Origin of the sequence: Bradyrhizobium cajani, from assembly GCF_009759665.1 — a bacterium.
Classification (GTDB): domain Bacteria; phylum Pseudomonadota; class Alphaproteobacteria; order Rhizobiales; family Xanthobacteraceae; genus Bradyrhizobium; species Bradyrhizobium cajani.
This window is the reverse complement of record NZ_WQNE01000002.1, coordinates 56321-79754: the sequence shown is the minus strand read 5'-3', so window position 1 is coordinate 79754 and position 23434 is coordinate 56321. Positions and strand designations below refer to the sequence as shown.

13 protein-coding genes and 1 pseudogene are annotated in these 23434 nt (G+C 65.5%); 5 read left to right on the top strand and 9 right to left on the bottom strand.

Translation table 11 applies throughout. The features are described from left to right. Positions 1 to 51: 51 nt before the first annotated feature. Both GPL20_RS03055 and GPL20_RS03050 read left to right on the top strand, forming a co-directional pair. The gene (locus GPL20_RS03055) at positions 52 to 1224 is read left to right on the top strand and encodes an MFS transporter (RefSeq protein ID WP_157327622.1); all 1173 of its coding nucleotides are present in this window, start codon (positions 52 to 54) and stop codon (positions 1222 to 1224) included. A 493-nt stretch (positions 1225 to 1717) separates the two neighbouring features. Next, positions 1718 to 3985 carry a cation:proton antiporter domain-containing protein gene (locus GPL20_RS03050; protein WP_157327620.1) on the top strand — a complete coding sequence of 756 codons (2268 nt, stop codon included), beginning with the start codon at positions 1718 to 1720 and terminating at the stop codon, positions 3983 to 3985. A 27-nt stretch (positions 3986 to 4012) separates the two neighbouring features. On the opposite strand, the gene GPL20_RS03045 is transcribed toward GPL20_RS03050, so the two are convergent. From GPL20_RS03045 to GPL20_RS03010, 8 genes are all read right to left on the bottom strand, one after another. Continuing rightward, the gene (locus GPL20_RS03045; RefSeq protein WP_157327618.1) at positions 4013 to 7534 is read right to left on the bottom strand and encodes an AHH domain-containing protein; all 3522 of its coding nucleotides are present in this window, start codon (positions 7532 to 7534) and stop codon (positions 4013 to 4015) included. Between the two features lie 2 nt (positions 7535 to 7536). After that, a complete protein-coding gene (locus GPL20_RS03040) occupies positions 7537 to 8280 on the bottom strand; it encodes an imm11 family protein (RefSeq protein WP_157327616.1) in 744 nt (247 codons plus the stop codon). A gap of 13 nt (positions 8281 to 8293) precedes the next feature. Then, entirely contained in the window at positions 8294 to 9073 is a 780-nt protein-coding gene (locus GPL20_RS03035) for a DUF4261 domain-containing protein (protein ID WP_157327614.1), read from the bottom strand. Between the two features lie 224 nt (positions 9074 to 9297). Beyond that, complete coding sequence (locus GPL20_RS03030) at positions 9298 to 10446, bottom strand: hypothetical protein (RefSeq protein ID WP_157327612.1); 1149 nt, start codon at positions 10444 to 10446, stop codon at positions 9298 to 9300. 159 nt (positions 10447 to 10605) lie between these two features. Then, the gene (locus tag GPL20_RS03025) at positions 10606 to 11964 is read right to left on the bottom strand and encodes an HlyD family type I secretion periplasmic adaptor subunit (protein ID WP_157327611.1); all 1359 of its coding nucleotides are present in this window, start codon (positions 11962 to 11964) and stop codon (positions 10606 to 10608) included. After that, a complete protein-coding gene (locus GPL20_RS03020; protein WP_157327609.1) occupies positions 11961 to 14144 on the bottom strand; it encodes a type I secretion system permease/ATPase in 2184 nt (727 codons plus the stop codon). Before GPL20_RS03020 ends, GPL20_RS03025 begins: the two co-directional genes overlap by 4 nt. A gap of 197 nt (positions 14145 to 14341) precedes the next feature. Further along, a complete protein-coding gene (locus GPL20_RS03015) occupies positions 14342 to 17500 on the bottom strand; it encodes an efflux RND transporter permease subunit (RefSeq protein ID WP_157327607.1) in 3159 nt (1052 codons plus the stop codon). A gap of 11 nt (positions 17501 to 17511) precedes the next feature. Next, entirely contained in the window at positions 17512 to 18705 is a 1194-nt protein-coding gene (locus tag GPL20_RS03010; RefSeq protein WP_167532866.1) for an efflux RND transporter periplasmic adaptor subunit, read from the bottom strand. A gap of 212 nt (positions 18706 to 18917) precedes the next feature. On the opposite strand from GPL20_RS03010, the pseudogene GPL20_RS03005 reads away from it, so the two are divergent. The 3 genes and pseudogenes from GPL20_RS03005 to GPL20_RS02995 all read left to right on the top strand — a co-directional run. After that, positions 18918 to 19151: pseudogene (locus tag GPL20_RS03005) on the top strand (amino acid ABC transporter substrate-binding protein); the annotation flags it as partial. A gap of 181 nt (positions 19152 to 19332) precedes the next feature. Then, positions 19333 to 21069, top strand: coding sequence for a phospholipase C (locus tag GPL20_RS03000; protein WP_157327605.1), 1737 nt, complete (start codon positions 19333 to 19335; stop codon positions 21067 to 21069). Between the two features lie 12 nt (positions 21070 to 21081). Beyond that, positions 21082 to 22425: a cytochrome-c peroxidase gene (locus GPL20_RS02995; protein ID WP_157327603.1), complete on the top strand. Its 1344-nt coding sequence runs from the start codon at positions 21082 to 21084 to the stop codon at positions 22423 to 22425. On the opposite strand, the gene GPL20_RS02990 is transcribed toward GPL20_RS02995, so the two are convergent. Further along, positions 22422 to 23405, bottom strand: coding sequence for an NAD-dependent epimerase/dehydratase family protein (locus GPL20_RS02990; RefSeq protein ID WP_157327601.1), 984 nt, complete (start codon positions 23403 to 23405; stop codon positions 22422 to 22424). The genes GPL20_RS02995 and GPL20_RS02990 overlap by 4 nt on opposite strands. Between the last annotated feature and the right edge of the window lie 29 nt (positions 23406 to 23434).

Here is a 23434-nt window from a genome sequence, read left to right as displayed (position 1 = left end):
TCCCGTCATGCCCACGACATATAACTCATTTCGGAGCAGGAGAGGATTCGAATGAACAGCCCCAGCCGGGTCATCAGTTTCGTCAATGCAGGCCACTTCATCGACCATTATTCGATGCTGATCTTCGCCGCCGCCGTCATCATCATGGGGCCGGCGCTCGGCATGGCCTATTCGGAACTCTTGCCTTATGCGACGCCGGGCTTCGTTGCCTTCGGAGCAGGCTCGCTGCTCACCGGATGGTTGGGCGACCGCTGGAGCCGTCGCCACATGATGCTGATCTTCTTCGTCGGCATCGGCCTTTCCATGATCTCGGTCGGCTTCGTGCAGACCCCGGCGCAGCTCGGCGCGGCGCTGCTCGCGATCGGCATTTTCGCCTCGATCTATCATCCCGTCGGCACCGCCATGATCGTGTCGTATGCGGACAAGCTCGGCCGCGAGATGGGACTGAACGGCGTCTGGGGCAATCTCGGCGTCGCCTCGTCGGCGCTGGTCACCGGCGTGATCGGCCAGTATCTCGGCTGGCGCTTTGCCTTCATCGTTCCCGGCGTGGTCACGGTCCTGATCGGCGTCGCCTTTGCCATGACGGTGGTGCATGAGGACCGCAAGGGAAGCAAGCAGGCGGCGGCGCAGGCGCGCGTCGCCAAGCAGGACATGTGGCGCGTGATCCTGTCGCTGCTGATCGTCGTGATCGCGATCTCGACGACCTTCAATGCCGTCACCGTGGCGCTGCCAAAACTGTTCGCGGAGCGGCTCGCCGATCTCACCAAGAGCCCGGCATTGCTCGGCATCATCGCGGCCGGCGTCTACGTGTTCGGCGCGATGACGCAATACACGATCGGCCGGCTGCTCGACCGCTACGCGCTGAAGACGGTGGCGCTGCCGCTGTCCTTCATGTTGGCGCCGTTCCTGTATCTGGCCGCGAGCCTGTCCAATCTGCCGCTGATCGTGGTCTCGATCGGCATCGTCATGGGTGCGTTCGGGCAGGTCACGGTCAACGACGCCATGGTCGGCAAATACACCACCGAGGAATGGCGCTCGCGCGCCTATGCGGTGCGCTATTTCGTCGGCTTCACCGCGGCCGGCGCCTCGGTCGGCCTGGTTGCCTGGCTCTACGAGCAGGGCGGCTTCGTCACCATGCTGCACGCCTTCGCCGCGCTCTGCCTGCTGGCGATCGCAGCGGCGCTGATCCTGCCGCGTGAGATCAGGACACCACAGGCGGCGTGAGGCCGCCGTCTCGCGCCGCGTGTCCCGGTCCCGTAGCCCGGATTTCGCTGCGCTCCATCCGGGCTACGCGCTGCCTCCGCGTCCGGGGCACGAGGCCTGAATCTCTCCGCTCGTCATTGCGAGGAGCGTAGCGACGAAGCAATCCAGAATCTTTCCGCGGAGGGATTCTGGATTGCTTCGCTACGCTCGCAATGACGGAGAAGGCGGCAATGACGGGGATGAGGAGGCGCCTCGCGCAAATCCCTCAATCGCTAAGCCACCATCATCCCATTATGCCGGTGTTTTGCCCGACGGAGCAAGCCGTTTCGGCAAGTCCGAAATTTATCGAGCTTTTTCAACCCCATCTCTACTGTGCATGGGGTTGTTTTCGCATTTTCTTGTTGAAGCACTCCCAAGCCCGGCCGCGAGAGGCGGGAACTCGCACCGCCTCCCGCGGGTTCTATCCCTGTCGTCCCGGCGTTGCCGGCGCAGATGAAGGGGGAATGACACCCGCATGCAGTGGAGCCTGCTCCGACCGGTCGGCCTTGTCCCCGCGGCGCTAGTCCTCACCACCATTGCGGCGAGTGCCGAGGGCGGCAAATCCGCAGGTCCGTCCGAATTCCTGCTGGTGGCGCAGATCGTGTTGCTGATCGCGGTCGGCCGCGGCCTCGGCGAGGTCATGCAGCGCATCGGCCAGCCCTCGGTGATCGGCGAATTGCTCGCCGGCATCATCCTCGGCCCGTCGCTGTTCGGCTGGATCTGGCCGGAGGCGCAGCACGCGATCTTCCCCAAGACAGCGGAGCAGAAGGCGATGATCGACGGCATCGCCCAGTTCGGCATCCTGCTGCTGTTGCTGCTGACCGGCATGGAGACCGACCTCAAGCTGGTCAGGAGGGTCGGCAAGGCGGCGATTGCGATCTCGATCGCCGGCATCGTCGTGCCCTTTGCCTGCGGCTTCGCGCTCGGCCAGTTCCTCCCCGATGCGCTGCTGCCGAATCCGCAAGAGCGCCTCGTGGCCTCCGTGTTCATGGGCACGGCGCTGTCGATCTCCTCGGTGAAGATCGTCGCCGTCGTCGTGCGTGAGATGAACTTCATGCGCCGCAATGTCGGGCAGATCATCGTCGCGACCGCCGTGATCGACGACACCATCGGCTGGATCATCATTGCGGTGATCTTCAGCCTGGCCTCGCACGGCACGCTGGACATCGCCTCGGTGGCGAAAGCCGTGCTGGGCACGCTGGCCTTCCTCGCCGTCAGCTTCACCATCGGCCGGCGGCTGGTGTTCCAGCTGATCCGCTGGGCCAACGACACCCTCGTCAGCACCGCGCCCGTCATCACCGTGATCCTGCTGCTGATGAGTACGATGGCGCTGATCACGCACCTGATCGGCGTCCACACCGTGCTCGGAGCCTTCGTCGCCGGCATCCTGGTCGGGGAGTCCCCGATCCTGACCCGGCAGATCGATGAGCGCCTGCGCGGCCTGATCTCGAGCTTCTTCATGCCGGTGTTCTTCGGCCTCGCGGGCCTCAGCGCCGATCTCTCGGTGCTCCGCGATCCCGAGCTGCTGATGCTCACGGGCCTGCTCGTCGTGATCGCCAGCATCGGCAAGTTCGGCGGCGCCTTCGTCGGCGGCACCGTGGGCGGCCTGAATTATCGGGAGTCGCTCGCACTCGCAAGCGGCATGAACGCGCGCGGCTCGACCGAGGTGATCATCGCCACGATCGGCCTCTCCATCGGCGTGCTCAGCCAGAACCTGTTCACCATGATCGTGACCATGGCGATCGTGACCACGATGGCGATGCCGCCGATGCTGCGCGCGGCGCTGGCCAAGCTGCCGATGAACAGCGAGGAGAAAGAGCGGCTGGAGCGCGAGGAGTACGAGAGGCGCGGCTTCGTCGCCAACCTCGAACGTCCATTGCTGGCGGTGGACGAAAGCGTCAACGCCACCTTCGCCGCCCATGTCGCGGGCTTGATCGCCGGCACGCGCGGCCTGCCGATCACGGTGCTGCACATCGGCGAGCGCGCCAGGAAGCAGGACAAGGGCCGCGACGAGGAGGAGAGCCACGAAGCCGTGGTGAAGAAGGCCGCCGAAACCGTCTCAGCCACCGGCGACGGCGAGGCCGGTAGCGTCGATGTCGTCAGCCGGACCGGGCGTGCGGAGCTCGGCGAGACCATTGCCGACGAAGCGCGCAAGGGTTTTGATCTCCTCGTCGTCGGCATCGACAAGGTCGCTGCCGCCAAGGACCGTTTCGATCGGAAGATCGAGGACATCGCCGCGAAGTTCGAAGGACCGCTCGCGATCGTGTCGGCCAAGGGCAAGCACCTGAAGCAGCCGATGCCCGACGCGTTCAACATCCTGGTTCCGGTCTCGGGGAGCGGCGTCTCCAAGCGCGGCGCCGAGGTCGCGGTGGCGCTGGCGCAGGCCGGATCAGGCTCGCTCCGGGTGATCTATGTCGCGACGACGCGCGACAAGGGCGCGCAACGCGGCACGTCCCGCGGACTGAGCCAGGAGACGGGCATCCTCAAGGACGCCAGCGATCTCGCCGCCCGCTACGAGGTGGACATCACCACGACCTTGCGCGTCAATCGGGCACCCGAGGCGGCGATCCTGCGTGAGATCGACACCACCGATGTCGATCTCGTGGTCATGGGCGTCGACCGGATCCAGGCCGACCATCTTTCCTTCGGCGGCGTCGCCAATGCCATGCTCAGGCAGTCGAAGGTCTCGGTGCTGCTGGTGTCGAGCGGCGAGGCCCGTCAGACGTCCACCGAGAGTGCCTAGTTCGTGATGCGCTCAAGACGCGAGGCGCTACGCCGGTCTTGCATGAAGCGGCGACACGATGTCGGCTCCGAGCATCGGCCCGACCACCGCGGCCGGAGGCGACATCGGCGCCGTCGCTCCGGCTGACCCGCTGGGTCCGACAGCCATCGCCCCGACAAGCTGATCGCGCGCCGCATTGATGTCGGGCGCGTAGGCGAGGGCCACGTCGGCCAACCGGCCGCTGCTGCCGTCGGTGCGGGTAAACGAGCCCTGACCGTAGATCGTCGAGCCGTCCGGCAGATGGCTCTGCATGCCGTCGGACGAGAGCGAGATCGCGCTCACGCCGGCTTCGACCAGCGAATTGAGCTCGCCGGGATCGCTGACGCCATTGCTGTTGCCGTCGCGCCATACACCGAAGCGGCCGAAGTCCTGATCGGGCGCGTCGAGCGCGCCGTCATGATTGGTGTCGAAGATGCCGAGGCCCTGGAGGTCGGTCTGGGCGCCGGGCGTCCACTGCTGCAATGCCAGTTCGCTGGTCTGGTCGACGGTTCCCGAACCGTTGGCGTCGAATGCGAGCAGGCCCTCGTCAGGCGTCGTCCAGGCGATCCGGTTCGGCACGCCGTTGTCGTCCGCATCGAACGCGGCGCGGGAATCGCCGAGGTCGGTGATCCGAATGCCCTGGTCCGCGAGGTCGAGCACCACCGGCCCCATGTCGCCGCCGAACGAGCCACTGCTGAACGAGTCGCCGCCGAAGCTGCTGTCGCCGAAATCGCTGAACCCCGATGAAGAACCGAGACCGCTGTCCAGGCTCGAACCGAAGCTGCTGTCGAGACCCGAATTGAAGCTGCTGTCCAGGCCAGAATTGAAACTGCTGTCGAGACTCGAGTTGAAACTGCTGTCGAGGCCCGAGTTGAAGCTGCTGTCGAGACTCGAGTTGAAACTGCTGTCGAGGCCCGAGTTGAAGCTGCTGTCGAGGCCCGAGTTGAAGCTGCTGTCGAGGCCGGAGTTGAAGCTGCTGTCGAGACCGGAATTGAAGCTGCTGTCGAGACCCGAGTTGAAGCTGCTGTCGAGGTCCGTATTGAAGCCGCTGCTGATACCCCAGTTGAGGCCGCTGTCCAGCCCGGTGTTGAGGCTGCTGTCGAGACCGGAATTGAAGCTGCTGTCCAGGCCCGTATTGAAGCCGCTGCTGACACCCCAGTTGAGGCCGCTGTCCAGCCCGGTATTGAGGTTGCTATCCAGTCCCGAGTCCAAACCGAGAGTGGCGCCGCTATTCGAGTCCGACGTCAATCCGGTATCGAGGCCGGAGCTCAGGCCAAGACTCGAATTCAGACCAAGACTGGAATTCAGACTGGTGTCCAAAGAACCAAGGCCGGGGTCGCTCCCGGTGATCAAACCGCCGTCGAATGACAGGCCGGTCGTGTCCAGCGACAGCGGTGCATCGGGCGCGGCCGGAGTCGCGCTGTCGAGATGACTGTCAAAACCAATGTCGGTGGGGGTGAGCCCGTCAATGTCGGCTGGATCGGCGCTCAAGGGCGCAAGGAACGAGCCGGTATTGGCGGGCGTGTCGAGCGGCGTGTCCGATGCGGGCGCCGCGGGAAGTGGGCTCGCCGTGGGATCGGCAGGCAGTGCGTTCGGGTCGACGCCCGGCATCAGCCTCAGCGAATCCATCATCTGCTGAGCCTGGGTCTGCTGATCCGCCATCTTGGAATCGACATAGGCCTGCCGCCGCGCGTCGTAGTCGGCCTGGCTCTCCACCTGGAAGCCGGTCATCGGATCGCTGAACGGCCCGCCGCCATTGCTCAGATCGAACTCGGCGGCGAACTGGTCCGGCCAAGCCGGCGTCGGCTCGGCGGCGGCCGCCGGTGGCTGATAGCCGGTGAGGCTGTCGTACAGCGACTTGATGCCCTTGTCGCCGAGGATGGCGCCGCCGATGCCGCCGACGATCGCCCCACCGAGCGCGCCCCATGGTCCGCCCAAGGCTCCGGCTTCACCAAGCAGATAAGCACCGGTCAGCGAGCCGCCCAGGCGGCCGCCGAACCCGGCGACCTCATGGCCCGCGCCCAGCGTGTCCCCCTGATCGTACATTTGATAGGCGTTGTAACCGGTGATCCCGGCGTCGGCGGCAAGGCCTACCGCGCCAAGGACGCCGGCGCCGGTGAAGATCTTCGACGCGGTCGGCGATTGGCCGATCACGCCCACGAAATTCGGCGTGAACCGTCCGGTTGCGGCGCCATTGATTTCGGCCGGAAGCTCGGACGCCGGCGCCCTCGTCAGGTCGGGGACGGTCGCGCTTTCGCGCGCCGGCGAGGGGGTCGGCGAGAGCTCCAAAGGCGCGGGGGTCTCGGGCAGTGCCGAGCCAAGCTCGGGCACCTCCGTGATGCCGGGTGCGCTGTCGCGCACTGCCGGCGTGGTCGACAGAGGCTCCGAAGGCGCAGTGATCTCCGGCAATGCCGAACCAATCTTCGGCACCTCGGTGATGCCGGGGGCGCGCGTCTCCGGCAATTCCGTGGTCGTATTCCGTAGCGGCGCCTGGTTGTCCTGGACAATGGGATTGTCCTGGATAACGGGATTGTCCTGGATGGCTGGAATGGTGGCGTTGTCACGGATGCTGGGCGCCGTGTCCGGCACCAGCGAAGGCTGCTCGGTCTGCGGCAGCGTCGCCACGTCGCGCGGCGTCACGGTGTCGAGCGGCGCAAGCTCCGACGATCCGATCCTTCCAAAGCTCTCCGGCGCGGCAAGGCCTTCCGGGGCGCTCAGTCCCGTGGCGAAGGATCGCCCGGTCGCGTTCTCGACTCCTTGCAACAGCTCCGGACTGGCACCGGCTTGCGGACTTGCTGGGCCGCTGGATTGTGTCGCCCCGCCCAGCGTGTAGCGACTGCGGCCGGCGTCGTTCAGAGCGCTGGTGAGATCAGTCCGCCCGCCGGCATCGAGCGAGGCGCGGACGTCATCGACATTGCGCACGAGATCGCTTCGTTGCGCCGCGGTCAGATTCGGGTCGAACGCATTCGCCTGGTTGAGCAGTTCGTAACGCGGAAAATCAACAAGCCGATCGAGACTCTCCGGTGTCGTAAAGCCCTGGCTCCGCAGATCCCCTCGCAGCTGGTCGAAATACGTCCTGACTTCTGCCGGGTCACCCGATAAGATCATCGGATCGCGGGCATTCAACGGCACGCGTCCCCCCGGCGTGGCGGCCGAATCCGGAAGCAGGCCGGACAGCGCCAACCGCGAATAGGCCTGAATCGAATTGACACGGCCGCCGAGCTCAGTGGTTTCCGCGGGCGTTAGAGGCGTGTTGATATCGTATTTCGACGTCGCAGTGTCGATGAGGGACTGGATGAAATCGGTGTAAGCCGGATGCGAGCCGAGATGCGGGGTCTGGCCCGCAGCCAAGGCGGTCGCCACCTCGCGGGGCAGCGCAACACCGTTGGTGCTGAAGTCGTGCAAATCGACCGCCCCACCGAGTTGCTTCAGAAACGGATCTTCGGACAATTGCAGCGGAATCCGGTGATGGGCCTGATAGTCGGTGGGGATGTCAAGCAGACCAGTAAAGCCACGCACGGATTTGGGCATGATCAGGCCTCCGTTTTGGTGGACGGTTCTTTAGGTTTGAGGCGTCTCGACAGCGCTTTCTCACGGATCTCTGCCAGCGTCGGCAGTGGCTCTTCGCGGGTGCCGAGCCGTTCCGCCTGCAATCCGCGAATCTTGGCGCGTTTGAGTGCGGCCAGTAGATTATCGGTGACGAAGATCGATGCGGGATGCCACCTCGGGCGCCAGATCTGCGCGTCATCTATGGTCGCGAGGTCGACGTACTTCGGGCCCAGCATCTGATTGATGTAGCCCTCGCGCAGCCAGTATTCCTCGGCGCTCATCGGGTCGCTGCGCTTTTGATGCAGCGTTTTCTCGACTTCTTTCGGATCCGGCGGCTGCATTCCCATCGCGGCGTAGTCGAAACAGTCGATGCGCTTAAGGAGATTGCATAAGTGCCATTCCCCCGGCACCGCCGTGCCGTCCTCCCATTGCAGAGTGAAAGGCCGAAATTCGCTCTCGCCGGGAGCGACTTGCTCGAGCACGGATTTCATTCCGGCGCTGACCACCGGCGTCCGGGCACCGGTCAGAATCAACTCCGGAATCTGCTTGCGTGGTTTTGAATGCAGGCGTGCTTCGGTCGGGAGCGGCTTGTCGTACCAGCGCTCGACATCCTCGAAGCCGACCGACGCCGTCAGTGCCACGTTCCAACCGGCCACCTCCACCACCACCGGCGTGCCGAACGGCCAGGCTGGGGTGATTTCGTAAACCCGTCGCGGTGCCTTCGCCATCGCTGATCTTCTCCTAGGCCGCGGCGGGCACAGTGGCCTGCAGCACCGGCAACCCCTGGACACGGCGCGAGACAACGTGGTGGATCCGGATGCGATCGGACTCGCCGGCGCCAAGCGTGTCGCCGTCGCGCAGCACGGCACCATGTTCGAGCACGTAGACGATGAGTCCCGCGACCTTGCGCACGATTTCGTTCGGATCGGCGCCCTCGCCTTCGAACTCGACCTCGCGGCCGGCAAACGGCGTCAGGCCGAACGTGATCGCGCCGATGGTTTGACCGTCGCGGAAAGGATGAATACTGACCCACAGCGGAAACGGAATGCGGGGGTAGCCGGCGAAGGCCTCGCGCGAGAGCTGCTCCCAGCGCTCAGCCGGATGGACGACGAGCCCGTCCCACAAAATCGCCGCGGCCGGAATGGTCGCAATCAGACCGCCGGTCACGACGGTGACGGCGCGCGCCGCCTGGAGCTGCTGTGCGGCCGTCTCGGCCCGCCCGACTGTCGATACGACGACGTGGGCAGCATGCTTGCCAAGCACCTCGAGCGCCGTCGGCCAGGTCGCGACGGCGCGCCGGCCGGCCAGGTCCCAGCTCTCGCGCGGGACCGGCATCGGCATGACCATCAGCATGACGTTCATGCCGGCGCAGCGGATCACGGGCGCTGCCGCTCCCGGCGCCGCTCCGGGCAGGTCAATCTCGATTCCGGGATGTCGCTTGCGCAGGACATCGACGATCGCCGCGAGATCGAGAACGACAGGCCGCTCGAACAGAGCGAAGGCCAGATGACGATCCATCATATCCACGTCCCTCATGTTTCCCGTGTCGGGAATTGCCGGGAGTCTTGCGATCTCAAACCGCTTGTCCTTGCGGTTTGCAGCCCCCCGGCCGGTTATGCCACGAACGATGGCCGGGGTTGAGCCTAATCTTGGCGCGAGCGGGATGGCTTATGTTTGAAATCCCGCTCGATCTATTGTTTGAACGCGTCCTTCGAGAAATCGCCTCCGTCGTTCGGGATCATGCGTCAGGCTGCATGTTTCTGTAACGCGTGCATGTCGCCGCCAAGCGACGGGATCACAGCGCCGGTCATCTGAGCGGACGGCAACGTGGTGATGGCTGCGGCCTCCGGTGTCGCCGTCGCGATGGCCGAGGCGAGCTGATCGCGCGCGCCGATGACGCCCGGGCTGAACGCCGTGGTTGCATGGGCAGAAGAATGGACGTGGTCTGGCGCAGCGCCGAGCGCGACATCGGCCGCGCTCGCATGTGGCCCGATCCGGTTCGGCGATTCGTCCGTTGCGAGCAGGATCGCTTTGGCGCCGGCCTCGACCAGCTCGCCGGAGGATGGCGGCGGCGCCTGGGCCTGATCGGTCGCAGCATCATCGGAAGCCAGCCCGCTCGTGCCGGAGCTTGTTGTGGTGTCGTTGTGACTGGCGTTGATGTGACCGGCGTTGCCAGAGGGCTTGGACGTCACGTCGATCTTCGATGCATCGGCGTGCGCAGGCTTCGCATCGTCATTCGCGGGCACGTTGTGGTGATCGCTCGCGGAATGATGCTGGGCTGGATCAAGGATGTCGTCCAGCGGCAGAACGTCGAGCGCCGGAGATGTCGGATGACCCGCATGTTGTGATTGGTTGGACGTCCCGGTCGATCCTGCATCATGACCCAGGTCGGCACCGCGCGACGACGCGCGATGCGCACCCGCACCGGAATCTTGCCAGGGTGGCGCAGGCGGCTCCAATACGTCATTCGCCGCCATGGAGCGGTCAGCAAGAGAGGGCGACGTTTGTCGGGGCGCACGCGAGTCGCTGAAGACTGGCGCGGCGACCGGATCCGACTGAAGCACGTCGCCAAGATGCGAAACCGAGGAGTCGGTGATCGACAAGCCCTGATCCTGGGCGCTGCCAAGTGTCGACACAGCATCACTCGCCATGCGCAGCTCGGTCGGCGTCGCGGCGTCCAAGGCAGTCGTGCTGGCACCGCCGTCGTCTTTTAAGCGCAAGGCACGCCCACCGTCGGTGGATGAAGCCGTCAAGATTCTGTCATCAAACGGGTCGCGGTCGCTCGACACGCCTTGTTGCGATGAGAGTTGCAACTGGCCGGCTGGAGCAAGTCGCACCTCCATCGCGGAAGTCTCGGGCGCGGAAGTGTTTGAACTTTCGCTCACTTCATCCATTTGCATTTCTCCCACCGCCGCTTGCCAGCCCTTCGCGCCATCTGATGATCCCAGCGTCTTGGCTCACGAACGCGGGGAATGAAGGGCAGTTTCGTGAAAATCATGTCTGCATGGAAGCCATGATCTGATCGCGGTTCCTGATCGCCGAGCGCATTCGATTCAGCGTTCCTGGCCGGCGCCATGCAACGTCTCCTTGATCGGTGCCAGTACGAAATCGAGCACCGTGCGTCGCCCGGTCTTGATCTCCACCGCTGCACTCATGCCCGGCATCAGAGGACGCAATTCGCCATTGATCGGAATCTCCATGCTGGCGGGAACGAGTCGCGCTGGAAACCGCAGGCCCTTGCCGTTCTCCTCCACTGCGTCCTTGCCAACCTGATCGAGCTTCGCCTCCACCGTGCCGTAGCGCGTGAACGGATAGGCGTCGATCTTCACGGCCGCTGCCTGTCCCTCGCGAACGAATCCGATGTCGCGGTTCTCGACATAGGCCTCGATGATCAAGGGCGTGCCGTCCGGCACCACGACCATCAGCTTGTCCGCGGTCGTGACCACCGCACCGACCGTATGGGTCTTGAGCTCCTGCACCGTGCCGCTGACCGGTGAGACCAGGCGCCGACGCTCGTCCCGCATCTCCTCCTTGGCGATCTGCTGCTCCAGTTGGGTCGCGCGTTGCAGCGCCTTGAGGCGGCGATCGGATGCGCCGGCGCGGAATTGGGTGAGGGTGCCGCGCGCAGTGGCCTGCAACGCGACGATGTCGGCCTGCCCCTGCTGTTCCTGCTGCTGCAGGCTGATCAGATTGCCCTTCTTCTCGGTCAATTCCTGCTGCACGGCGAGAACCGGCGGCTTCGGGCCGTTGCCGCGCTCGAACAATCCCTTGAGCGCCTCATAGCGCTCGGTGAGCAGCGGAATGACCTCCGCCAGCACATCCTGCTGCGCGCGCGCGGAGCGGATCGCCGCCTCGCGCTGCAGGCGCTGCGCATCGATCGCCGCCATCGCGGCGTCGAAGCGGGCGAGCTCCTCGCGGGTCTGGTCCTGCACCGCCGCGGCGAGCACCGGGTTCGCGCCCTCGGGCGCGGTAAACCCGTCGACGCCGCGACCCGCCAGCAGGATGCGTGCGGCTTCGGCATCGAGCAGCGCCTGGCTGCGATCGTAGCGCAGGCTGCCGAGATTTGCGGAGGTGTCGGTGGGGTCCAGTTCGATCAACGTGTCGCCGAGACGGACGTGGGACCCTTCCTCGACATGGATGGCCTTGACCACTGCGGTTTCCAGCGGCTGCACGACCTTGACCTGACCGACCGGAACGAATTTGCCCTCGGCCACCGCAATGATGTCCATGTGACTCAGTCCCGCCCAGAACAGCGAGCCGGCGAGAAACCCGACGATCACCAGACCCGTGACGCGCCAGGTCGGCGACGGCGGCGTCTCGACGATCTCCAGCGCCGCCGGCAGGAAGGCGCGCTCCAGCGCGTCACGGCGCGCCGGCCGCTCCAGTCGGCGCACGAGCCACTGCAATTTCACGCGGCTTGCCCTCCCTGTTCGTCGCCACGATCCGACGCGGCCTGACGGACCAGCCCGGCATAGAAGCCGCCCTGTCGCAGCAGCTCCTCGTGAGAGCCCTGCTCGACGCAGCGGCCCCGATCCATCACCACGATGCGGTCGGCGTGACGCACCGCCGACAGCCGGTGCGCGACGATGAGGACGGTGCGACCGCGGCACATCGCGCGCATGTTGGCCTGGATGATGCGCTCGCTCTCGTAGTCGAGCGCCGAGGTCGCTTCGTCGAACACCAGGATGCGCGGGTCGGTGGCGAGCGCGCGGGCGATCGCCACGCGCTGGCGCTGCCCACCGGACAGATTGGCGCCGCGCTCCTCCAGCACGGTGTCGTAGGCATGCGGAAGCTCGAGGATGAAATCATGCGCGCCGGCGAGCTTGGCGACCTGGATCACCCGCTCCAGCGACATCGCCGGATTGGCAAGCGCGATGTTCTCGCGCACGGTCCGATTGAACAGCACGTTCTCCTGAAGCACCACGCCGATCTGGCGCCGCAGCCACGCCGGATCGATCAGCGCCACGTCGACACCGTCGACCAGTACCTTGCCGGCCTCGGGGATGTGGAAGCGCTGCACCAGCTTCATCAGCGTCGACTTGCCGGAGCCCGAGCGGCCGACCACGCCGATCACTTCGCCCGGCGAGACCCTGAGCGAGACATCCTCGAGCGCCGCCGGCGTCGCCGGCCGGTAGCGGAACACGACGTGCTCGAACCGGATGTCGCCGCGCAGCGGCGGCAGATCGTGACGGACGCTGGCGCGTACCGTCTCGGCCGGCGTATCGATGATGTCGCCGAGCCGCTCGATCGAAATGCGGAATTGCTGGAAATCCTGCCACATCTGCGCGAGCCGGATGATCGGCTGGCTGACCTGGCCCGCCAGCATGTTGAAGGCGACGAGCTGGCCGATCGTCAGGCTGCCGTCCATCACGGCCGAAGCGCCGAGCCACAGGATCAACGCCATCGACAGCCTGTTGATCAGCGCCACGCTCTGCGAGCCCACGGTGCCGAGACTGACGGTGCGGAACGAGGCGGTGATATAGCCCGCGAGCTGACGCTCCCAGCGGCGCCGCGCCTGGGTTTCGATCGCCATCGCCTTCACGGTCTCCATCCCGGTCAGCATCTCGACCAGCAGCGACTGGTTCTGCGCCCCACGCGCAAAGCGCTCCTGAATCCGTGCCTTGAGGATCGGCGTCACCACGATCGAGACCAGGATGTAGAGCGGGATGGCGGCGAACGGGATCAAGGTGAGCATGGGCGCGATCAGCGCCATCACCGCGAAGAACACCACGGTGAAGACGATATCGATGATCAGCATCAGTCCGGAGCTGGTCAGGAACTGGCGGATGTTCTCGAGCTCGCGGACCCGCGCCACCGTCTGGCCCACCGGACGGGATTCGAAATAGGCGATCGGCAGGCCGACCAGATGTCGAAACAGCTTGGCGCCGAGAATGGCATCGATCCTGCTCGTGGTATGGGCGAACAGATAGGTGCGGATGCCGCTGAGCGTGATTTCCAGCACGGCCAGCCCGGCCAGCGCCATCATCACCACGGTCAGGGTGCTGACGCCCTTGTGGACCAGCACCTTGTCGATGATGACCTGGAAGAACAGCGGCGTTGCCAGCGCGGCGATCTGCATGAACAGCGAGACCAGCAGCACCTCGCCGAACACCCGCCTGAAGCGGACGATCACCGGCAGGAACCAGGTCATGCCGAAACGGGCAAACCCGCCGTCGGCGGCTTCGCGCAAGGTGACGACGATAAGCCCGCCGCTCCAGCGCGACGCCAGCTCCGCCTCGCTCCAACGCGCCGGCGGCCGGCCGACTTCCTGCACCAGCACGCCGTCCGGATCGACCCGCGCCAGAATGAAGAAGCCGCCATCCACCGCTTCGGCGATCGCCGGCAGCGGTGAGCGCGCGAGCCGGGTAAAATCGGTCGTGATGTAACGCGCCTTGAACCCTTCGGCCTTCGCCGCTCTCAGCAGATCATCGCGGTTGGCGAACGCCCCGGGCTCGACGAACTCGCGCCGGGTCTGCTCGACATCGATGGGCTTTTCGTGAACCGCGGCAAGGATGGCCAGCGCGATGATGCCGGTGTCGATCACCGGCTTGGAGAAGTCGGCGGCTTCGGCAAGGCTGGCTGGGTCAGACATCAGCGCTCCAGAATCGGCGCACGGAAGCCCCTTCAACGCGCTCGGAGCATTCCGGTTCACCCTCCGGACGAATTTTTCATCGACGCACGCGGCGCGATTGTGACACTTATTTGTTCGAGAGCGCCGCGGAGCCTGTTCGGCGCACTGCAAGTCCTTGTCCGATGAACGCAATCGGTTTCGGCATATCCCAGGCTTGGCTAAGCCTTCACCTCCGCGGCCGGCTGCGCCTTCGGCGTCTTCTTCGACGCGCGCCAGTTCTCGAAGCGTTGCACCACCACGAAGAACGCCGGCACGAACAGCACTGCGAGGCAGGTCGAGGCCAGCATGCCCGAGAACACGGTGATGCCGATCGACTTGCGTGCGCTGGCGCCGGCGCCGGTGGCCAGCACCAGCGGCACCACGCCGAGGATGAAGGCGAACGAGGTCATCAGGATCGGACGGAAGCGGGCGCGCGCTGCCTCGATCGCGGCTTCCACGATCGGCTTGCCGTCGCGGCCGTGCAGCTCGAGGCCGACCTCGACGATCAGGATGGCGTTCTTGGCCGACAGCGCGATCAGGAGGATCAGGCCGATCTGGCAATAGAGGTTGTTGTCGATCTTCAGGCCGTTGAGGATCAGCATCGGTCCGATCAGCGACAGCGGCACCGCGAGGATCACCGAGATCGGCGCGTACCAGCTCTCATACTGGCCGGCGAGCACGAGATAGACCAGCAGCATGGCGAGGCCGAACACCCAGTAGATCTGGTTGGAGACGGCCTTCTCCTGATAGGACATCGCGGTCCATTCATAGCCGGTGCCCGGAGGCAGCGTCTTGTCCGCGATCTCCTCCATCAGCTTCAGCGACTGGCCGGACGAATAGCCCTGTGCCGGCAGGCCGATCACGGTCGAGGACGGATAGAGATTGTAGAGGCTGATCAGTGACGGGCCGGTCGCCGGCGTGATCTTGGCGACGGTGCCGATCGGGATCATGTCGCCGTTCGAGTTGCGCACCATCATGTTGGCGATGTCGCGTTCGGTGACGCGGAATGCGGGATCGGCCTGGGTATAGACCTGGAACACGCGGCCGAACTTGTTGAACTGGTTGACATAGGACGAGCCGAGATAGGTCGACAGCGCCGCGAACACCTGGTCGGTCGTCACGTGCAGCGTCTGTGTCTTGATGCGGTCGATCTCGACGTTGAACTGCGGCACAGATGAGCGGAACGAGGACTGCACGCGTTGCAGCGCGCTCTGGCTCTGGCCGTTGCTGACCATCGCGCCGGTGATGGCCTGGAGCTTGGCGAAATCGCTGTTGCCGTCGCGCAGCTCGATCTGCATCGAGAAGCCGGCGGCGTTGCCGATGCCCTGGATCGGCGGCGGCGGCAGCACCAAGCTGCGCGCCTCCATGATGGTCGCGAGCTTGTCGTTCAGCCCGTACACCAGCGAGCGCAAATCCTCGCCGGGCCCCTTGCGGGCCTCCCAGTCCTTCAGGATGATGTAGGCGACGCCGGCATTGGCAAGGCTGGCGCTGTTGTCGAGCGCGGAGATGCCGGCAATCGTGATCACCTGCTGGACGCCCGGCGTCTCCTTGATGAGCTCGCTCGCTCGGTCGAGCACGGTCTGGGTCCGCTCCAGCGCGGCGCCGTCGGGCAGCTGCACCGCGGCGATCAGATAGCCCTGGTCCTCGATCGGCAGGAAGCCGGTCGGCACCCGCGACAGGCCGTAGCCGCCGATCCCGATCAGCACCAGCGCGACCGCGACCGAAACCGTGGCGTGCCTGACCAGGAAGCCGATCAGCCGCGCGTAGCCGCGTTCGAGCCGGTTATAGACGGCGTTGAAGCCGCGATAGAAGAAGTTGCGCTGCTCCGGCGGCACCGCCGGCCGCAGCCAGAGCGCGCATTGCGTCGGCTTCAGCGTCGCCGCGTTGATGGCGGAGAGAAGCGCGGTCGCCGCGATCACCAGCGCGAATTGCGAATAGATGCGGCCCGTGAGTCCTGCAAGGAACGATGCCGGCAGGAACACCGAGATCAGCACTAGGGTGATGCCGACGATCGGCGCGAACAGCTGGTCCATCGCCCTGATCGCGGCGTCGTGGCCGTTCATGCCCTGCTCGATGTTGTGGGCCGCGCCTTCGACCACGACAATGGCGTCGTCGACGACGATGCCGATCGCGAGCACGATCGCGAACAGCGTCGACATGTTGATGGTGAAGCCGAGTGCCGCCATCGCCGCGAACGCGCCGATGATGGTCACCGGCACGGTCGTTGCCGGCACCAGCATCGCGCGCCAGTCCTGCAGGAAAACAAAGATCACGACCAGCACCAGCAGGCCGGCCTCGATCAGCGTCATGTAGACCTCGTGCACCGAGGCTTCCACGAACTTGGTGGTGTCGAACGGCGTGTCGTACCTGATGCCCTCGGGGAAGCGCTTGGCCAGCTCCGCCATCTTCTTCTCGACGGCCTGCTCGACCTGGAGCGCGTTGGCGCCGGGCGACTGGAATACGCCGATGCCGGTGGCCGGCTGCTTGTTGAGCGAGAAGATCTGGCTGTAGGTCTGCGCTCCGAGCTCAACCCAGCCGACGTCGCGCACCCGCGTGACGTCGCCGCTGGTACCCGATTTGACGATGATGTCCTCGAACTGGGTGGTGTCGTCGAGCCTTCCGTTGACGTTGAGCGTGTACTGGAACGCCTGTCCCGGCGGCGTCGGCGGCGCGCCGACCTGGCCAGCCGAGACCTGCTGGCTCTGCTGCTGGATCGCGTTGATGACGTCCTGCGGCACGAGGCCACGCACTTGCAGCTTGTTCGGATCGAGCCAGACCCGCATCGAATACTGGCCGGCACCGAACACGGTGACGTTGCCGACGCCGGGCAGGCGCGAGAGCTCGTCGCGGATGTTGATGGTGGCGTAGTTGCTCAGGTAAAGGCTGTCGTACCTGGAGTCCGGTGAGGTCAGCGTCACGAACAGGAGGATCGAGGTCGACCGCTTCTGCACGGTGACGCCCTGGTTCTGCACGGCCTGAGGCAGTTGCGCCAGCGCGCTGGAGACGCGGTTCTGCACCAGCACCTGCGCGAAGTTGAGGTCGGTGCCGATCTTGAAGGTCACCGTCAACGTATAGGTGCCGTCGGAGCCGCTGTAGGACTGCATGTAGAGCATGTCCTCGACGCCGTTGACCTGCTGCTCGATCGGCAGCGCAACGGTGTCGATCACGGTCTTGGCGCTGGCGCCGGGATAGCGCGTGGTGACCTGCACCGTCGGCGGCACCACGTCCGGATATTGCGCGACCGCGAGGTTGAACAGCGCCACACCGCCGATCAGGATCATCAGGAGCGCGATGACGTTCGAGAGGACCGGCCGCTCGATGAAGAACTTTGAGATCATGGCCGGCGCTCCTACTTGGCAGACGCCTGCGGCTGGCCGATCTTCGTCACCTGCGGGTCGATCTTCTGGCCCGGGATCACGCGCAGCAGCCCTGCGATCACGACGCGGTCGTCCGGCTTCAGGCCGCTTTCGATCACGCGCAGGCCGTTGTCGGTCGGGCCGATCTGCACCTTGCGCTGTTCGACGATGTTGTCACCGTTGGCCACGAGGAGATAGCGGCCGCCCTGATCGCTGCCGAGCGCGGTGTCGGGGACGAGGAGGGCGTCCTTCTCCTGGGTGAAGGGCACGCGGACGCGGACGAAATAGCCGGGCAGCAGCACCCGCTTGTCGTTGGGCACGACGCCGCGCACCGCGAGCGTGCCCGTCGATGTATTGAGGGTCGGCGAGACGTAGTCGAGGTGGCCCTCATGCGGATAGCCGGTCTCGGTCTGGAGGCCCACCTGGATCGGCAATTGTTTGAGGTCGGTGACGGTCAGCCCGCGGCGGGCCGCTTCGGCGCGAATGCGCAGGACATCCTGCTCGTTGACCGTGAAGTTCACCCAGATCGGGTCCATCGCGACGATGGTTGCGAGCTGGGTCGGGGAGGAGACGCCGACGAGCTCGCCGATCGAGACCATGTGCGCGCTGACGATGCCGTCGAACGGCGCGCTGACCTTGGTGTAGCCGTAATTGACCTCCGCGAGCCTGGTATTGACCTGGGCCTGCTGGAGACTGGCCTGGGCGTTGTCGCGGGTCGATGTCGAGGTGTCGAGGGTGGACTGCGAGACCGCCTGGCGCTGCACGAGCTCGACCTGCCGCTTGTAGTCGGCTTCGGCCTGCTTGACCGTGGCCTGCGCGCCGACCTCCGCGGCCTTCGCCTGCTCGACCTTAAGCTTGTAGGTCTCCGGCTCGATCGTGAACAGCTGGGTGCCCTGCTTGACGAAGGTGCCATCCTGATAGTCGATCGATTGCAGAAAACCCTGCACGCGCGCGACGAGATCGACGCTCTTGATCGGCGCGGTGTTGCCGGTCGCCTCGACATAGCGCGTCACCGGTCGCTGTACGGGCGGCGCCACCTCCACCTTCGGCGGCGGTGGCGCCACGAAGGTGTTCTTGTCCTCGCAGCCGGCGAGCGCGACCACGGCCGCTGCGGCGGCCAGCGCCTGCCCGATATGTCTCCGCGCTGTGTTGTGGCGTGCGGGAGATGCGGGATTCGCGCAGGTCATTCGGTGGCCCCCGATTGCTGTCTGTCGGTGCGGCAGGCTACCAACAAATGGCCGGCCGTGGAACACCATAGCCATGGCAGTCAAGGTCCTTGCACTGCAAACGGCGGCGTGCCCTTTGACAGGTTTGTCATGACACATGGCTTTTCACCGCGCGCACGATCGAGCAGAGTTGTCTCGAAGGCCGTGTGACTGAAGTGAGTGCCGACATGCCCGATGCCTTCGCGCTGTCGCGTGACCAGCTCAACAAGATGGCGCAGAAGATTCCCGGCACGCGTGTGCTGGACGAGACGTTCAAGAAGACGGTGACGGCGGTCGCCGTCCCGCTCGGTCGCAGCCAGGCGCTGGCGTTCGTCACGACGTTCATGACGGACGCGAGGACGAACGGCACGTTGCGCAAGGCCTATGACAATAACGGCCTGAAGGACGCGCCGATCCGGACGGAGTAGTGTTGTCGAATCCCCGGCTTGCATCACCGTCTCGTGGCGGAGCCGCGCCGTCCCGTTCGCCGGATGACAAATTTAGTCTGAGCAACTGCGCAAATTGTCGTGCGTCAAACTGACACAGGGTTGTCATCGCGCGCCGCTATGGTCCCGAAGGTCGGCGTCAATCCTTCGGGGCAACACAACAATGACATCCAGACTTCTGACGACGGCTGCGTTTTTCGCGGCCGCGACGGCACTTGCGTGCAGCATTCCCGTCCTCGCGGACGATTTCGGCCGGGACCGCGATCACGGCCAGGGCCAAGGCCATGATCATGACAATGGCCGCGATCATCACCGTCATCCGCATGACATCCACACCGAGACGCCGATCAAGCACCTCGTGATCGTCTTCAACGAGAACCGTTCGTTCGATCATTACTTCGCGACTTATCCGAACGCGGCCAATCCGTCGGGCTCGCTTCCCTTCGTTCCGAAGCCGCATACGCCGAAGGTCAACAATCTCGTCACGGCCAACCTGCTGGTCGACAACCCCAACGACAATCCGGCCAACGGCAGCGGCGCGACGGATCCGTTCCGCCTCGACCGCACCCAGGCCAACACGCGCTCGCAGAACCACAGCTACACGCCCGAGCAGCAGGCCGTCGACAACGGCAAGGAAGACCTGTTCCCGAAGTTCACCGGCCGCGGCACCGCGGGCGGCGCCGGCGCGTTCGGCACCAACGGGCAGGTGATGGGCTATTTCGACGGCAACACCGTCACCGCCATGTGGAATTATGCGCAGCACTTTGCCATGAGCGACAATGCCTGGACCGACACCTTCGGTCCGTCGACGCCGGGCATGCTCGAGGTGATCTCCGGCCAGACCAACGGCGTGCAGAACATCGTCGGCACGTCATCCTCGATCGCCGACGGCCAGGGCGGCCTGACGCTGATCGGCGATACCGATCCGGGAAACGATCCTTGCTCGAGCACGACGAGCACGATCCTGATGGACGGCAAGAACATCGGCGATCTGCTCAACGACGAGCACATCAGCTGGGGCAGCTTCATGGGCGGCTTCGACCTGACGCTGAAGAATGCCAACGGCACCACGGGCTGCGGGCGCAGCACCTTCTCCAGCAACGTCAACGGCACCATCGTGGACTACATCCCGCACCACGCCTGGTTCCAATATTACAAGTCGACCGCGAACCCGACCCATGCGCGGCCGAGCTCGGTCCATGCGATCGGCCACACCTATGCGCTGGACGGCAAGGTCGATCCGGCCAACCACGGCTACGATCTCGACGACTTCTACGCCGCGGTGAAGGCCGGCAATTTCCCGGCCGTCTCCTACATCAAGATGCCGGCCTTCCAGGACGGTCATGCCGGCAACTCCGATCCGCTCGACGAGCAGGCCGGCAATATCGAGCTGATCAACTTCCTCCAGAAGCAGCCCGAGTGGCGCGAGACCGCCGTCATCATCACCTATGACGATTCCGACGGCTGGTACGACCACCAATACGTCGCCCCGAAGAATGCCTCCTATGATCCGACCGCCGATCAGGTCAACGGTTCGGGTCTCTGCGGCCTCGGCGCCGACAAGCAGCCCGCGCCGAAGGGCCTCTCCGGCAAGCCGGTGAACGGCCGCTGCGGTCCGGGCACGCGCATTCCCTTCATCGTGGTTTCGCCCTACGCCAAGACCAACTTCGTCAGCCACACCTACATCTCGCAGGCTTCCGTGGTGCGGTTCATCGAGGACAACTGGCTGCGCGGCCAGCGCATCGGCGGCGGCTCGTTCGACGCCAGCGCCGGATCGATTGTCGACCTGTTCGACTTCGATCAGGATCACAGCCATGACTTCCGGACGGATGCCCTGTTCCTCGATCCGACCTCCGGCACGGTGATCACCAGCCCGCCGGACGAGCATCACCACCACTAGGTGCCTCGTCCTATGACCAGCCGCACCATGTGGCTCCTCGGCGCCGGCCTTCTTGTTCTGGCCGGCGCCGTCTTTGCGGCGGAGACGCAAGGACTTGCGCAAACGAGCCAGGCGGGGGTGAATCCGAATCCGGTTCGTCTGATGCGCGCGCCGGTCGCTCCCCTGTCGGCGATGGCGCAGCTCGGCAAGGAGATCTTCTACGACGCCTCGCTGTCGTCGTCCGGCGCGCTGTCCTGCGCGTCCTGTCACAGCCCGGATCACGCTTACGGCCCGCCCAATGACGGGCCGGTGATGCTCGGCGGCGCGACGCTGTCGCGGCAAGGCGCCCGCGCGGTGCCGTCGCTGACCTATCTCGATCGTCACCCGAATTTCAGCATCGGTCCCGACAAGGGCGATGACGACAACGTCATCGATCTCGCGCAGATGGCCGCACTCGGCCAGCAGGCGGCGCGCACGACGAAGACCGCGGGCGGCGGTGGCGCGTCGGCGAACATCGTGCCGCAGGGCGGCCTGTTCTGGGACGGCCGCGCCGACACGCTCCAGGACCAGGCGCTGTTTCCGCTGCTCGATCCCAACGAGATGGATGGCGGCAGCGCCGAGATCGTCGCGGACAAGCTGCGCCGCGCGCCCTATGTGCAGCGCTTCGTCGAATTGTTCGGCGCCGGTGTGCTCAGGAATCGGCGGCTCCTGATCGCGGAGGCGATGTTCGCCGTGGCGCGTTACCAGGTGGAGGAGCCGAGCTTCCATCCCTACACCAGCAAGTACGACTACTGGCTCGAAGGCAAGGCGCGGCTGTCCGAGAGCGAGCTGCGCGGCCTGCAAGTCTTCAACGATCCGGACAAGGCCAATTGCGCGGGATGCCACACCTCGGCGCCGACCCGCGACGGCCTGCCGCCGCTGTTCACCGACCATCAATACGAGGCGCTCGGCGCGCCGCGCAATGCCGCGCTCTCCGGCAATCGCGATCCCGACCATTTCGATCTCGGCGTCTGCGGCCCGCATCGCACCGACATCCCCGAGCAGACGCAATATTGCGGCATGTTCCTGACGCCGACGCTGCGCAACACGGCGACTCGCCACGCCTTCTTCCACAACGGCGTCTTCCGCAGCCTCGATCAGGTGCTCGACTTCTACAATTTCCGCGACACCAATCCGGAGAAAGTGTTTCCGCGCGCCGCCGATGGCACGGTGCTGAAATACGATGATCTTCCAGCGAAGTACCACGCCAATATCGACGTCACCGATCCGCCGTTCGACCGGCACCCCGGCGACAAGCCGGCGATGACGGCACAGGACGAAGCCGACATCATCGCGTTCCTGAAGACGCTGACGGATGGCTACAAGCCGGAGAACTAGCCCACCTTGCCCGCGTGCCATGCGGCGAGCACCGCCTTTTCCTCATCCTCTGTCAGTCCGACGACAGGTCCGTTGCTGCGGCGGAGCCAGCTGCGCGTATCGCGCGCGGTGACCGCTGGCGGCCGCGAGGTCAGCCCGGCCTCGCGCGCAGGCGAAGTGTCGCGTGTCATGAAGCCGGCGAAGTCGGGCAGGGGCAGCCACATCGGCAGCGACCGCGGGCCGGCCCAGCGCCTGATGTCGTGCGCTTCGAGGAAGGTGCGATCGATCCAGGTGAATTTGCACGACGGGTTCAGCGCGGACGCGCACTCGGCCAGAAATTCGCCGCGCGTGCGAACGGGGCCGATCCCGTCATAGATGCCGGTCAGGCCGACCTCCGCGGCATGCACGATCCATTGCGCGAGATCGCGCACGTCGATGAACTGGACGGCGTCATCGGGCGATCCCGGCGCCAGCACTTCGCTGCCGCGCGCCAGTCGCACCGGCCAGTACGAGAACCGTCCGGTCGGGTCCTCCGGCCCGACGATCAGGCCAGCCCGGCAGATGAAGGCGTCGTTGCCGACCGCCTGTTCGCAGGCGACCTTGGCGGCGCCATAGATGGCGTCGGTGCTCTGCTCGATATCCTCCGTCACGGGCTCGCGCAGCGATGCCGTGTCGGCGCGCTGACCGGGCGTGCGGTTGTCCGCATAGACGCTGACGGTCGAGACGAAGGTCCAGTGCACGCCCGGTCGCTTCAGCGCCGCCGCCGCGCGGCGGACCTGACCGGGATGGCGCGAGACATCGACCACGGCATCGAACGTCCCGCCCGCGAGCGGCGCAAGTCCGTCAACGGTGTCGCGGTCGACCATCACGAAACGGGCACCTGCCGCGATCGGTCCCGCGAGGCCGCGGGCTGCGCAGGTCACGTCGTGCCCGGCCGCGCAGCCATGGGTGGCGATCGCGCGCCCGAGAAACTGGCTGCCGCCAAGGATTAGCAGGCGCATGAGATGGCCGATGACATCGTGGCGCTTCC